We start from the raw sequence: 14,258 nt of genomic DNA, 5'->3' as shown, positions 1-14,258 counted from the left end.
CGTTAGTATAATTTCATACAAAACAATTGCATGCAATTAAATATAGAAAGGAGGTATATTTTGACGGAGTACTGTCCTGAGGAAGAACATATATTTGAACTGCTGCAGGCCTTAAACAAAGGAATCTCTCCAAAATTCGAACGTTGTGCAGGGATCAGTCCCACACGGCTTCGCCTCCTGCATGAACTGTTTCGGGTAGATGAAGTCAGCCAAATCAGTCTGCAAAAGGAAATGGATATTGATGCGGCAGCCGTCACACGTCATCTGAAGGGATTGGAAGAGAGTGGCATGATCGCTCGCCGCAATAACCCAGCCGATAACAGGGTCACATTGGTCTCATTAACCGATCAAGGTCGGGAAAGAATGGTTAAATATAGCGAAGAGAAAAGGCGGTTTATCGCTACTCTGCTAACAGGTTTTAACGATCAGGAGCGAGCAGTGCTCATTGATATGCTCAATCGTCTGCAATCTAATATCATTCTGTTGTAACTTACAAAACACACTCAAAGGAGAATTAATCATATGAACGCTACACAAACAAATGATTTTCAAGAAATTATTACAGGACGCCGCTCTATCCGCAAATATGATCCATCCGTTAAAATCAGCAAAGAAGAAATGACACAGATCCTTGCCGAAGCTACACTTGCTCCATCTTCAGTGAACATGCAGCCTTGGCGTTTTCTGGTCATTGAAAGTGACGAAGCTAAAGCTACCTTAGCGCCTCTCGCTCGTTTTAATAACGTACAAGTAGAGACTTCTGCGGCTATGATTGCCATCTTTGGTGATTTGAACAACTTCGATTACGCTGAAGAAATTTACGGTACGGCTGTTGAACGTGGACTTATGCCTGCTGAAGTAAAAGAAAATCAATTAACCAGATTATCCGCTCATTTCGCTAACCTGCCACGGGAAATTAACAGAGACACCGTGCTTATCGATGGCGCACTTGTTGCTATGCAGCTGATGCTGGTTGCTCGTGCACATGGTTACGATACAAACCCAATTGGTGGATTTGAAAAAGACCAAATCGCTGAAGCGTTTGGTATGGAAAAAGATCGTTATGTTCCTGTAATGCTGCTCTCCATTGGTAAAGCTGTTGATGCAGGTTACCCCTCTGTTCGTCTGCCTATCGATAAAGTTGCTGAGTGGAAATAATTATTAAAGTTAGTAAAACGCGCTACCATAAACACTAATCTTAGGAGGAATATACAATGATCATTATTCATGCTGTACTTAAAGTTAATCCAGAGCGTCGTGAACAGTTTTTGACGGAGTCTAAAGCATTACTGGCTGCTACTCATGCTGAAGAGGGTAACCTTTCTTATGAGCTATATGAGAATGCTGGAGAAGCCAACTCATTTATTATGATTGAGCAATGGCGTGATGCTGAAGCAGTATCCAGCCACAATACGAGCGCTCATTTCACTGCTTTCTCAGCTAAAGCTGGCGAATTCTTGGCTGCTCCTCTAGATGTTAAAGTATTTAGCGCAGAACAGGTAAAATAAGCTGTCTCCATTCTTAGCGAATTCTATTTAAACCTAAACAGGGATGATCCATAGCCATAAAGGCTGTGGGGCATCCCTATTTTGCATTTCACCCCGTTTATAAAAAGGAGATCTAGGGTATCTATCCTTACCTTGATTCAAAGGCATGCAATATAAACGATGGGGGACTTTACATATGAAGACACAGAGAAATATGATTGATTTCTTGAATTATTATCTATCCGGCGGATCGCTTGCCCGTATTATGGGTGTAGCAGGAGAAGAGGTGGAGCGTAAGCTTGAGGGGATAGACCTAGAGGCTGCCAGAGCCTATCGTCAGACGCTTGGCGGAGTCATTACGACAAGTCAGCAGCTATTCCAGCTTCCTGGATTTAGCCCAAGCTTACTGGAACAACTTACTGAAGTATTGGGCAGACTAGACTCAGGCAAGCTAAAGGTTCTGGCTCCGCAGACTACGTGGAATAATCAAGTAACACCTTACGTGAATGGTCCGGAGTGTCTAGGAATGATATTAGAGGAGATCAGAAAAGCGCAGCATTATATCCACCTGTCTGTCATGCTTTTTTTTAATGATCGCTCGGGCAATCTGGTTGCAGATGAACTGTTTTATGCTCTTAAGCGTGGCGTTAAGGTAAGGGTTATGGTCAATTACACATTGACGGCATTGGGGTACGGAAATAATCTGGAGTACGGCCAGTTCTCCAAGATTGCTGATCAGCTCGAGAATGCAGGCGCCAAGCTGTTGAATACCTTCAATTCGTATTATTCAGCTATTGAATGGCGGGTGAAACGAAAGGCGCTGGAGCAAGAGGGAGTGCCGGAAAGTATCCTGTTTCTGCAGGATAAAGTGCAAGAGGATGTTGAGGTCACAGGACTGAATGTCATCGATCATCGGAAGTTTATGGTCATAGATGGGGTAACCTCGATTATAGGCAGTGTAAATATTGGTGACCAATATACGTATGAGACCCCAGTGCAGGCATCCTCTGCAATGAGTATAGATGGACATCCACAGGGGATTCCTAGTAAAGAGGCTGAGTGGCATGATGGCTGCTTCCGGATTCGCGGCGCTGCAGCGCAGCCTTTGAATGCGATGTTCTATTCTCGCTGGCTGCTTCTAGGCGGAGATCATTTTGATGTGAATGATGTCTTTTATTATCCGGATGTGGATTATCATTTTGGTGAGGAAGAATGTACGCTGTTAGCAAGCTTTCCAGGTAACCCGGTTAACCTGATTCAACAATATTATCTGGATTTAATTACTTACGCGGCTGAAGAGACTATCATCGTGAATCCTTATTTGATTGATCAGGATTTTTGGGATCGGCTCGGGCTGCTTGGTCCAGAATGCTCGTGTAATTTGAACATTTGTAACCCGCTGGAGGTTAATGATCATCCTACAAATCGCGCGGCGGTAAGAGGCAATATGTATATGCCGTTTATTAACGGTGTTTCCTTCTATGACTACAGTGCCACCGGTCGATTTTCCCATTGGAAAATTACCTATGATCATAGATCACAAGCCGTTTTTCATGGTTCATATAATATCAACGAAAGAAGTGCCTGCCACGATTTTGAGCTGGGAATGCTGGTAAAAGGGGAGGCCTTTGCAGAGCAGATAAAGTCTATGATCGATTATGACCTGAGTGTCTCGCGGAAGATTACCAGTAAAAGTGAGTTCTTTAAGCATCCTTGGTTACACCCTAGTACTTATCTGAATAAGGCAACCCAGAATTATACTTGATAAATTGGGCTAATTCTCATGATATAATGATCGTTATAAATCATTAGGGTGGAGTATGGGCTATGCAAATCAAAATTACAAAAAGTGGTTTGAAAAAGGACGAGGTATTTTTTCTCACAGAATTTGGGGAGGGCCGGGGAATCTGGTGTGGTGCTCCTGTGAATCCAGGGGCAGAAATGGATGTGGAATTGGAGCTTTCGGAGCTGCTTATGAGGTGGGTGGATATCCATCCTGTGCCTGCAGGTGAGTTCAACATCAGGCTCGAACAGGATAGGGTTATTTTTACGGGCGTGTTGGAGAATATTGAAGAAGATGGCACAGGATTTTTACGAATAGGTGAAGGGTTAGTGATGTTCGAGTGTCTCGGTGAACCTATGGCACTGGGTGTGTTCGTAGAATTGCAGGTCCGTGATGTGCGAATCTATCCCTTCAGTATTTGACGCTTCTTAGGGACTAAGATAACATACAAAGATAACATTAGATTCAGAAAGTTAAGCATGAGGAGTAGAAAGCTATGAACACCGAAATTCAGCAATTTAAGACCGAATTCTTCAAGGCGCTGGCTCATCCGATGCGTATTCGTATTCTGGAGCTGCTTAGCGAAGGTGAGAAGAATGTGAATGAACTGCAGGCTATTCTCGGCTCGGAAGGTTCTGCTGTATCCCAGCAGCTAGCTGTTTTACGCGCCAAAAATGTAGTAACCAGTGTGAAAGAAGGCACCACAGTCATTTATGCCTTGCGTGATCCTCTGATCAAGGACCTTCTGGTCGTGGCCAAACAAATATTTGATAACCATCTCGTGAATACCATTTCATTGCTGGAAGGCATGCGCGGCGAGTGAAAATGGAATAGATTAACGTTATTTTGGCGTTGACAACAGTCGCGTCCTAGAGTAATGTTCTTCTTATATTCAAATAATCAGATATTTAAAGAAAAGAAGGTTTGAACATGACAGGGCGGGGTCGTTATAAAGGCTACAACATGAACGCTTTTCGCAAGGATTTGATATCAGGGACAATCGTCGGGGTTATTGCCATTCCTTTAGGGATGGCATTTGCTATTGCTTCTGGTGTAAAGCCGGAATATGGCATTTATACGACAATCGTTGCCGGCATATGTATTTCATTGTTCGGGGGATCGAAATTTCAGATTGGTGGACCGACAGGTGCATTTATTCCTATCTTGTTCGCCATTGGGATGCAGTATGGTTATGAGAACCTGCTGTTAGCGGGGATGATGGCGGGGGTTATTTTAGTCCTCATGGGATTGTTAAGGCTGGGTGTACTGATTAAATTTATTCCGAAGCCGGTCACGATTGGTTTCACAGCAGGAATAGCGGTTATTATCTTCACCGGACAGATTGCTAACTTCCTTGGGTTAAGGGATATTGAACGGCACGAGAGCTTTGTAGATAACATGAAAGAAATTGGACTTCATCTATCGACGATCAATGGATATAGTATCCTGACCGCCGCGATTTGTCTGGCCGTTGTTATCCTAGCGATTCGCTTTGCTCCGAAGGTGCCGGGTTCATTGGTCGGTCTTCTTTGTGCAACTGTCATAGCAGCGTTATTTTTTAGCGGTAAGGTGACTACGATTGGTTTGGCCTATGGGAATATCCCTAATACATTGCCAAGCTTCCGTTTTCCGACCATTACCTGGGAGCGGATTATACTGCTGATTCGTCCGGCCTTTATCATCGCGATGTTGGGTGCTATTGAATCCTTATTGTCAGCTGTCGTAGCTGATGGGATGACGGGCAGCCGCCATAACAGCAACCGTGAACTGATTGGTCAGGGAATCGCCAATATTGCAGCTCCATTGTTTGGAGGAATTCCAGCCACGGGTGCCATTGCCAGAACCGCCACAAATATCAAAAGCGGCGCAGTTTCTCCGATCTCAGGGATCGTTCATGGGGTAGTGGTATTCCTAATTCTTCTGTTGTTTGCACCCTATGCTTCTAGTATTCCGTTGGCAGCGATGGCTCCTATCTTGATGGTAGTAGCTTGGAATATGAGTGAGCGTAAACAATTTCTTCATTTGCTTAAAATCAAAACAGGTGATTCTTTGGTGTTATTCATCACCTTCTTGTTGACGATATTTGCAGATTTAACGCTGGCTGTAGAGGTGGGATTGATTCTTGCGGTGATTTTGTTTGTGAAACGGATGGGAGAGGTTCATCTGGTATCCAAAGTATTGCCTGATCCTAATTCCGTCAAGGTAGGAGCACATATGGTAACGGAGAGTCATGATTGTCCGCAGATTGGGATTTATACCGTGGAAGGGCCGCTGTTTTTTGGCGCTGCGTATAGATTTGATGACACCATGCCGGGTTATGGCTCCGATCAGCCGAAAATTATATTAATGCGGATGGGAAAAGTGCCATTCATGGATACTACGGGCGAATCCAATCTGGCGGAGCTGGTGCGGCATCTCCATGCTGTTGGAGGGAAACTGATGATCTCCGGTGTTCAGCCGCAGCCGCTTGAGCTACTTAAGAGAACCGGGCTATATGACAAAATAGGAGAGGCACAGTTCTATCATCATACCGGTGAAGCGATCAATGAAGCTCTTAGCAGTATTAATCACAATAAATGTATCGGATGCAGTCATGCGGCGTTTAGGGAGTGTACGGCATTATCCTGTCAGGAGGATGCAGGTGGACTACGAGGTCTGACAGGACGCAAGAAGCCAGCATTGCCTCTGAACTAATCAGCGGTACTTGAGCTTAATAAATAAAGTCGGCCTGGGCGCTATTCTTGCGTCTGGGCTTTTGTATTAAAATTGGACTTCGGAATTCTGAATTTGTACAATTAGGTATAAGTTTAATGTAATCAATATCGATAAGGAGAATATAAGCTCATGAAGGAATTGAATTATCCGAAGGTGTTTATGCTCTTGGCGGGATTGTCTGTCGCTACATTGGCGGTATATCGTGTAGTGTCACTTCAGACGGATTCGTTTTACGGTTTTTTAATTTGGAATTTGTTCTTAGCATGGATTCCGTTTTTATTCTCCATGGCTGCTTATGAGCTAGACAAAAGGAAGATAGGCGGTCTATTACTTCTTCCTTTGGGTGTCGCGTGGCTGCTGTTCTTTCCCAACGCGCCTTATCTCATGACTGACCTGGTGCATTTAACGGTAAGAAAAAGTAGATATATCGTGGAGGGAGCCATTCAGAATCGCTACTGGTATGACTTGGTCACTCTTTTATTGTTCACCTGGAGTGGATGGTTGACCGGTTTTTTCTCATTGTATCAGTTCCAGACGGTCATTTATCGTAAAAGCAACCTGCTGTGGTCATGGGTATTCGTGCTTGCGGCATGTATGCTCGGGGGATATGGTGTACTGCTTGGCCGAGTCTACAGACTCAATAGCTGGGACGTCCTGACGGACAGGCATCAGTTGTATCAACTTGTTCTGGATAGCCTGAATCTCCAGTCCGTATTTTTCAGCTTGTTCATTGCCTTTGTCCTGCTGGTCATTTACGCGACGATGTATTGTCTACTCAATGCTCTTGGCACCGGAGAAAGACGAAGAGTTACCAGAGGGTACTAATCGGTACACTCCGGCTCAAACTGGAATTGTTTCAGATCTACCACACCTTTTTCATTAAAACTAACTCCCTCTCCCTGTAGATAGAGCCTCTGGAGGGAGTTAGACTCATCCTCAGTTAGTGCGATCATTCCTTTAGCATTAATGACCCGATGCCAGGGCAGCTTATATTTTTTGCTCATGGAATGAAGGATGCGAACGACCTGCCTCGCTCCTCTTGGGCTGCCTGCCGCGCGGGCAACTCCTCCGTAAGTCATCACTTTACCTTCTGGTATAGACTGTATGATATGAATAACTCTCTCAGTAAATGGTGTCATAGCAAGCTCAAGCTCCTATATCTTATTTTTATCCAATGAACAACAGATAAATCAATTCTAAACGAAACGGGGGACGAACAGGAGGATTTTTTGAGAATAGCAAAAAAGGGGTTGCAAAGCAATAAATACGCGTGGTATATTTTAACTGTAAAAATAATCTAAACGTTTAACAACGTGATTAAAAGAGTTCCCATAATAAGATAGGAGAAGGTGTAATGAGGAAAACCAGCATTAAAGACATAGCCGCAAAGGCTAATGTTTCGATTGCTACAGTCTCCTATGTGCTTAATGGTACCCGCAATGTACGTTCCGATACAAGGGAACGAGTTGTTGCAGCCATTGAGGAGTTGAATTATAAGCCGAATGCTATTGCGAAGAGTCTCAAACTCAACCGTACGAATACAATAGGTGTTATTGCAGAAGATGTGACGGTATTTAACACCCCCGATATTATCGATGGAATTAATGATTTTGGAGATCGTAATGATTTGCATATTTTACTGGTGAATCTTCGTTTGGACAAGCGTATCGGCCGTAACTTCTCGAATACGGAAGACTATCGAAAGTATGCCGCTAATGCGGTTGCCGAACTGCTCAGTAATCAAGTGGATGGGATTATTTATATCGGTGTTCATCCCCGTGATTTAACGGGTTTAATCGATACGGAAGGTAAGCCTATTGTGTATACCTACTCTTACACACAGGACGATATCTCTATCCAGTATAATGATGAGCAAGCTGCTTACCAAGCCATGTCCTACTTGGTTAACCAAGGACATAGCAGAATTGCTGTAATCAGTGGTTTGATGGATTCAATCCCTTCCAGATTAAGACTGAACGGTTATTACAAGGCCGTTACTGAATATCAATTACCGTTCGATCCACTGTTAATTAAGATGGGAGACTGGGAGAGGGAATCAGGGTATCGTCTTACCTCCGAGTTGCTCGCTTTGCCGGAGCCTCCAACCGCGATTCTTTCCATGAATGATGTAATGGTTGTAGGTATTTTGCAGGCGGCAGAGGAAAAAGGGTTTAAAATACCGGATGATCTGTCGGTTGTCGGTTTTGATAATCGTGAATTCAGTGATTACTTACGCCCGCGTATAACAACAATGGGACTTCCGCTACATGAGATGGGCTATCAAGCTATTGAGGTTTTGTTCAATTTAATCAAGGGGACGAAGATGGATTCACTGACCATGCCGGAGTGCCGGTTGATCGAACGTGATTCTGTGGCTACGTTAAAAAATGCTGTGAGACAAAAATAAGTTTCACAGCTCCTTTTTCCTCATAAATCTAAACGTTTAACTTAAAATATTGAAGAGGTGCTAGGCAATGACGATTCTAGGCAACGAAAATTTCAGGATGGAGCTAAGCGACCGCGGAGCACTTCAGTCTCTGATATTACAGGGCGACCCTAGTGAAATGAATTGGGTAGTTGATCCGTCTTATTTGAAAGAGGCAGGTTATGCGGATACAGATAAGCTATTCGGAGAATGGACAATAGAGCTAGACGGGAATATCATAAAAAGCACTGATCTGTTGCCCAAAATCACACCAGAAGGAAAAAACCGTGTATTTGTGGATTTTGAAGGTGCGCCGATTGCAATCAGACTTACATATTCTTTGGAAGATGAGCGACTAAGATGGACTATTGAAGCTATGAACCGATCAACACAGTCTGTAAGAATTAATGGACTTCATGTGTGGTTTTCGCTCGCTTATGTCATGTACCGAGATGAAAATGTGCAGCGCAATATGAGTCAGTCCTGTGCAGTATTCCCCCATCTTGGTGGAGATTTCGCTAAAATTGCTGCCATTCGACGGAGCAACGAAGCACCACATCTGGGTGTTTATGGTGTTCAGGGCAGAACAGTAACCGTAGGTACTTATTGTAGTTATAAGAATCGTTTTCTTGAGCAGGTTTCCCCTTCTTTGGATGGTCTGCTGTATCATCGGCTATCGTTGGTGGAGGACGGATCATCTATGACCGAATCTGCAGCTGCCGACTGGATATATGGTGGCGCTTACAGTCCGCTGGATCTTGACGCTGGAGAAACCTCCAGCTGGGAATACATATTCCATCCCTGTCAGAATCGAGATGATTTCTATAGGCAGGGTATGGCCTATGGACATCCGCGCTGGAGCTATACGCCTGTATTAACCCGGGGAGGAAGGTTCGAAGCTGTTGTTGATCTGCCGCAGGGCCAGGCTCTACGTGAGCTGCGTTTGTATAGCACTTCAACGGCAACGGAGCTGATCCGCCAGGAGAATATTACGAACGAAGCTGTACGGTTGGAGTCAGGCAGCAGCTACACTATATCTTTACAGCGTTTGGAGCCGGGAGAACATAAGCTGGAGCTGGGGCTAGAAGATGGACGGACCGATATCCTGGTCTGGAATGTACTGGAGTCGATTGACCTGATTCTGGAAAAGAGAGCCGAGTGGTTGGTAAATAACAACTTTGGAGGGACAGGTGAGGCTGAGAGGCCATATGCCTTCCGTCCGCTATCGAATCAGGGAGAATCGCTGGGTAAGGTTGCTTTTCTTCTGATGAAGAATAGCATGGCCAAGGCTGTCCCCGAACAAGTAGCTAAGGCCGAGATTGCCGCAGTATTGGATGTGAAGGAGCATTGGTTTGAAGGCGGAGATTTCAATCATCCGCGTCCCTTGTATGGAGAATTCTACCGCATTTATGATCTGGATTATATTGGGCATGTCTTTTATCTATTGTCACGAATGGATGGTTCATTACTTAAAATTCATTCTCCTAGAGAATATCTACAATGGACTGCCGAAATCATGTGCCTTCGCCTAGACCCTGATCGGCATAGTGGGCAGCGTGAACAGGATGAGAGCCGTCTAAATGGTATATTTGTGCTCTATATTCTTGATTTATTAGAGGCACTGAAGCAGAGCGGTCTTTCAGAAGAGTATAAACGTCTACTTACCTTATGGGAGCAATTTGGCAGAAATCTGGAGACAGGGATACAGCAGTATGAGGGAGCTATAACGGAGCATTTTTACGATAATGCAGGATTTGGTCCTACCTGTGAAACATTGTGTCACCTTGGAAATAAAGAGGAGGCTCAGCGTTATGGGCAACTAATTCTGGCAAATATCGGATTCAGCAATGATTACAGAGTGCAGAATCCGGATCGCTGGTGGGAAGCTTTGTCGTATATGATTCATTCCCTTTGGGGTGGATTGGTAGCAGGTGCATCCCGGGTTGCCTATGAATTCCTTGAAGACCCTGAATATTTGGAAGCCGCTTACCGTTCTACGATGGCAGTATTCAATTGTTACGATTGGAATGTACGCTCTACTCCACGCCGTTTGTTGCCTGGAGAGGCAGCCTCTACATATAGTGTGGCAGCTCCTAACCTGAACATGCCAGAATTGTCGCGAAACCGTTTTGGGCAATCCGTATTTGTGGGGGCAAGTGATTCCTTGTTTGCTTCGCTGTTCTCGGGTGTGACAGGAGATGATTGGGATATGGGGGAGGAGCTAGTGGCCTATCTAATGGGCTTCGGGACAACCACATATTTGTACAGGGATCCACGCGGAAAGATGCGCTGTATTAACGGTTATATTGAAGAAGACTCGGAGGGCTGGATCGTAACAAGTTACGCTGCATATCCGTCAAGATATGTGCTGCTTGAGGATAAGCTCGAATATCGCACAACTGAGGGGATACTAGAGCCTCGCGTAAGACTGGCAGGCGGAGGAATATTCAGCCCTTGTCTGTAATCGCTAAGAATGACAAACCATGATGATTTTAGGCTAAAGCTTTAAATGCTTGGCTTGAAATAAATAGATATGAAAAAAAGGGAGGCAACAAACATGAAGTTTGGAAAACGTACTCTAGTTCTATCTTTAGCATCAATGATGGTTTTTTCCGCACTGGCAGGCTGTTCGGGCGATTCCAACAACGCGGCTCCAAAGGCATCTGAAGGGTCTGGAGCAGCCAACAAAGAAACTACGCCTGATAAAGATGTAACCTTGGAATTATTGTATTGGGGTGATGATGTACAGAAAAAGCTGGTAGAAGCGGCAGCAGAAAAATATACAGCCGACACCGGAGTGAAAATCAATGCACAAGTACTTCCAGCAGATGGCTCCTTTGATACATTTATTCAGACCCGGCTCGAATCCGGTGAACTTCCAGATATCAGTTATATGGGTGAAGGCGATATCCAAAAGTACAATGAAATGGGAATTATCGAAGATATCAGCGATTTATTAGCGGACGGAAGCATTCCTGAAAAACTATCAGCGATTACAATCCATTCACCTGAGCAAAAAGTGATTGGAGTCGGCCTATCCAACCAGTTGGAGCTGCTTTACTATAGCAAGTCCAAATTTGATGCAGCAGGTCTTGAATATCCACCCTCCAAAGTTGAAAATGCGTGGGATTGGGATACATTCGTGACAAACGCGAAAAAGCTAACGACAGATACTAAAGGAAAAACAGCGGCAGATGAAGGCTTTGATGCTGCTCTGACCGAGAACTACGGGCTTGGTATGACAGCGGGACGGGAGTTCCACCACTTCTGGGCAGCTTATGCCAACGGTGGCGGGATTGTTTCCCCGGATGGAAAGGAGTTTCAATGGGATTCTCCCAAAACGGTTGATGCCATCCAGAAGCTAGCTGACCTCGTTAACAAAGACAAGGTTGCATCCGCTTTCAATTACACTTGGAATTCTGGAATTGGTTCTGCGGTAGACGCTTTGAGTGGTGGTTATGCCATGGCAATCAGCGGATCTTGGGATCTAGCTAATATCAAAGGTAATGAAGATATCGGCGTTGGCGTTCTGCCTAAGATGGAAAAGGCAGTAACGATGAACTGTGGTGCTCCGCTTGTTGTGTACAATACATCGAAGCACATTGAGGAAGCCAAGAAATTCTATGCTTACATGGTCAACCCTGAGAACAGTCTGGAGCTGCTGAAGAGTGGTGCGTGGTTGCCGAACCAGGCAGATTGGTATACCGATCCTACCTTGGTTGAAAAGTGGACCTCCGATCTTCCTGAAAGCGCAAAAGAAACTATCCTTAGTTATTCCACAACGAAAGACGCTATCGCACAATGGCCTGCATATTACGTTCCTGCCTACCTCAAGATGAATACTGAATATGAGAAATCTATTGATCAGGCGTTGGCAGGTAAGAAAAGTGTTAAAGAAGTCTATGACGCGATCATGCCAGCGATCAAGCAGTTGTTCGAGAGCGGCAAGGTTTCCTAATTAGAGCTTATATTTGAAAAGAGGGCTATTGCTTATGAACCCAGAGAGCAAAACCGAAACGGCTGCGGTCTATGTTAAAAAGCATGCCAGAGGTGTCACCAAAGAGGCGGTGGCTGGATATTTGTTTGCAGCACCGGCCATTATTGGATTTTTGGTATTGACGCTTTATCCGATGTTGGCCAGTTTGTTTTACAGCTTTCATAAAATAACGATTATGAGCGGAAGCCAAGTTATGGAGTGGATTGGACTGGATAATTTCCGGTACATATTCACCAATACCAGCTCCGAATTCAAAAAATCCATAACGGTAACCTTGATTTATGCCTTCATTAACGTGGCGCTTGTAATCACCTTTTGTCTGATTGTTGCACTCTTATTGAACCGTAAATTTATCGGCAGAAACTTGATGCGGGCTATATTCTTTCTGCCGTCTGTAGTTCCGATGCTGGCGACAACAATTGTGTGGCAGATGCTTCTACAGAACCAAGCCAAGGGTGGATTGCTTAACTGGATTTTATTGCAGATAGGAATAGCCCCTGTTGATTTCCTGACAGATCCCATCCGTATTTTTGAGACATTGTTTATCATGAGCTTGTGGACCTGTGGTGGGACGATTGTTGTGTTCATCGCTACGCTGCAGGATGTTCCGGGAGAATTGCTGGAAGCTATCGAGATGGACGGGGGAAATGCTTGGCACAAGTTCCTCCAAGTAACCTATCCGACGATCAAGCCTGTCCTCTTTTTCCAATTGATTATGTGCATGATGACCTCTATCCAGATTTATACGCAAAGTGTGGTGTTGTCCAGAAATGGTGCACCCGATCGGATGACTTATTTTATCAACGTTATGATCTATGACCATTCATTTGTTCAGGTAGGGATGCGCGGTTTGGCGTCTGCTGAGGCATGGGTCGTCTTCCTAATCACTATGGCCATTACTGGTGTGCTGTTCTACTTCCAGGGCGCATTTAAAAGGGACGATTCGATGGGCAAAAGAAAGAAGGCGAGATAATGGCGGCTACCGCAATTATGAATTATACAAGTATCCAGAAAAAAAAGAAAAGAGCTAAAGCCATCAATACCGGGCTGATTCTGCTCTCCTGTATACTCGCAGTGGTGTTTGCTTTTCCGCTTTATTGGCTGCTGCGAGGTGCCTTCGTGAGCCATACAGAAATACTGGCGCGGCCGCCTGTGTTTTTCCCCGAGTCACTAAATGTCGATAATTTTCGGCTTGGATTGGAACGTATTCAGTTCCTGCGGCAGCTCTGGAATTCAGTTTCGATTGTAGTTCCTTATGTGATCGGGACGGTGCTGACGACAAGCTTTGCTGGGTATGCCTTTGCTAAGCTGAACTTTCCGCTGCGCGGGATGTGGTTCGTGCTGGTCATCAGTACGATGATGCTGCCTAGTGCCGTAACCCTGCTGCCACAATATTCTCTGTACACTTCTTTGGGACTAGCTGGCAAACCTGCTCTTATTATTCCGGCCTTTTTCTGTGCAGGCGGCAACGCGTATTTTGTCTTTTTGCTCCGGCAATTTTTCATGACGATTCCACTAGAACTCAGTGAAGCTGCCAAGATTGACGGTGCGGGTTATTTCCGTATCTACTCCCGCATCATGCTGCCGCTTATACGTCCCGCAATGATTGTTGTGGCGTTGTTCAGCTTTATCAACTGTTGGAATGAATTTTTCTACACCATGATTTATTTAAAGACTGAAGCAGATTATACGCTGCCTATGGGCTTGTATATTGTGAACGGGATGCGCATTCCGAACTATGAACAGGTCATGGCACTGGCGCTCGTCGTTACAGCTCCTTGTCTAGTATTTTTCTTGATCGGCAACAAATATTTTGTTGAGGGCATTACATTAACAGGAATCAAGGGATAA

Annotated in this window: 14 protein-coding genes; 13 read left to right on the top strand and 1 reads right to left on the bottom strand. The window is 44.7% G+C overall.

Translation table 11 applies throughout. The annotated features are described in order from the left end of the window. Positions 1-60 precede the first annotated feature (60 nt). The 8 genes from MKY14_RS24655 (at position 61) to MKY14_RS24620 (ending at position 6,810) form a co-directional block, all read left to right on the top strand. Entirely contained in the window at positions 61-489 is a 429-nt protein-coding gene (locus MKY14_RS24655; RefSeq protein WP_076304354.1) for a MarR family winged helix-turn-helix transcriptional regulator, read from the top strand. A gap of 33 nt (positions 490-522) precedes the next feature. After that, complete coding sequence (locus MKY14_RS24650; RefSeq protein WP_076223389.1) at positions 523-1,158, top strand: nitroreductase family protein; 636 nt, start codon at positions 523-525, stop codon at positions 1,156-1,158. Positions 1,159-1,214: 56 nt separating this feature from the next. Next, positions 1,215-1,508, top strand: a complete 294-nt coding sequence (locus MKY14_RS24645) for a putative quinol monooxygenase (RefSeq protein WP_036676736.1) — start codon at positions 1,215-1,217, stop codon at positions 1,506-1,508. Positions 1,509-1,683: 175 nt separating this feature from the next. Next, positions 1,684-3,252 carry a phospholipase D-like domain-containing protein gene (locus MKY14_RS24640; RefSeq protein ID WP_339281626.1) on the top strand — a complete coding sequence of 523 codons (1,569 nt, stop codon included), beginning with the start codon at positions 1,684-1,686 and terminating at the stop codon, positions 3,250-3,252. Between the two features lie 62 nt (positions 3,253-3,314). Beyond that, positions 3,315-3,692, top strand: a complete 378-nt coding sequence (locus MKY14_RS24635) for a hypothetical protein (RefSeq protein WP_076279647.1) — start codon at positions 3,315-3,317, stop codon at positions 3,690-3,692. A gap of 74 nt (positions 3,693-3,766) precedes the next feature. Then, complete coding sequence (locus MKY14_RS24630) at positions 3,767-4,093, top strand: ArsR/SmtB family transcription factor (RefSeq protein WP_036676741.1); 327 nt, start codon at positions 3,767-3,769, stop codon at positions 4,091-4,093. A gap of 107 nt (positions 4,094-4,200) precedes the next feature. Continuing rightward, positions 4,201-5,964, top strand: coding sequence for a SulP family inorganic anion transporter (locus MKY14_RS24625; RefSeq protein WP_076279648.1), 1,764 nt, complete (start codon positions 4,201-4,203; stop codon positions 5,962-5,964). 150 nt (positions 5,965-6,114) lie between these two features. Continuing rightward, on the top strand, positions 6,115-6,810 hold the full coding sequence (locus tag MKY14_RS24620) for a DUF1361 domain-containing protein (protein WP_038568569.1): 696 nt from the start codon (positions 6,115-6,117) through the stop codon (positions 6,808-6,810). Here MKY14_RS24620 and MKY14_RS24615 read toward each other — a convergent pair. Then, entirely contained in the window at positions 6,807-7,124 is a 318-nt protein-coding gene (locus MKY14_RS24615) for an MGMT family protein (RefSeq protein ID WP_036676747.1), read from the bottom strand. The genes MKY14_RS24620 and MKY14_RS24615 overlap by 4 nt on opposite strands. A gap of 215 nt (positions 7,125-7,339) precedes the next feature. Here MKY14_RS24615 and MKY14_RS24610 point away from each other — a divergent pair, with 215 nt between their 5' ends. The 5 genes from MKY14_RS24610 to MKY14_RS24590 all read left to right on the top strand — a co-directional run bounded on the left by MKY14_RS24610 (position 7,340) and on the right by MKY14_RS24590 (position 14,258). Further along, a complete protein-coding gene (locus MKY14_RS24610; RefSeq protein WP_076193723.1) occupies positions 7,340-8,392 on the top strand; it encodes a LacI family DNA-binding transcriptional regulator in 1,053 nt (350 codons plus the stop codon). Between the two features lie 67 nt (positions 8,393-8,459). After that, on the top strand, positions 8,460-10,874 hold the full coding sequence (locus tag MKY14_RS24605) for a hypothetical protein (RefSeq protein WP_248549073.1): 2,415 nt from the start codon (positions 8,460-8,462) through the stop codon (positions 10,872-10,874). Between the two features lie 93 nt (positions 10,875-10,967). Next, entirely contained in the window at positions 10,968-12,368 is a 1,401-nt protein-coding gene (locus tag MKY14_RS24600) for an extracellular solute-binding protein (protein ID WP_340977555.1), read from the top strand. A gap of 34 nt (positions 12,369-12,402) precedes the next feature. Next, the gene (locus MKY14_RS24595) at positions 12,403-13,380 is read left to right on the top strand and encodes a carbohydrate ABC transporter permease (RefSeq protein ID WP_340977552.1); all 978 of its coding nucleotides are present in this window, start codon (positions 12,403-12,405) and stop codon (positions 13,378-13,380) included. Further along, complete coding sequence (locus MKY14_RS24590; protein ID WP_081386388.1) at positions 13,380-14,258, top strand: carbohydrate ABC transporter permease; 879 nt, start codon at positions 13,380-13,382, stop codon at positions 14,256-14,258. Before MKY14_RS24595 ends, MKY14_RS24590 begins: the two co-directional genes overlap by 1 nt.

This window comes from Paenibacillus sp. FSL R5-0887 (assembly GCF_038002305.1).
In the GTDB taxonomy this organism is placed as follows: domain Bacteria; phylum Bacillota; class Bacilli; order Paenibacillales; family Paenibacillaceae; genus Paenibacillus_AQ; species Paenibacillus_AQ odorifer.
Note: the sequence above shows the minus strand (reverse complement) of the source record. Positions and strands in the feature narration are given on the sequence as shown.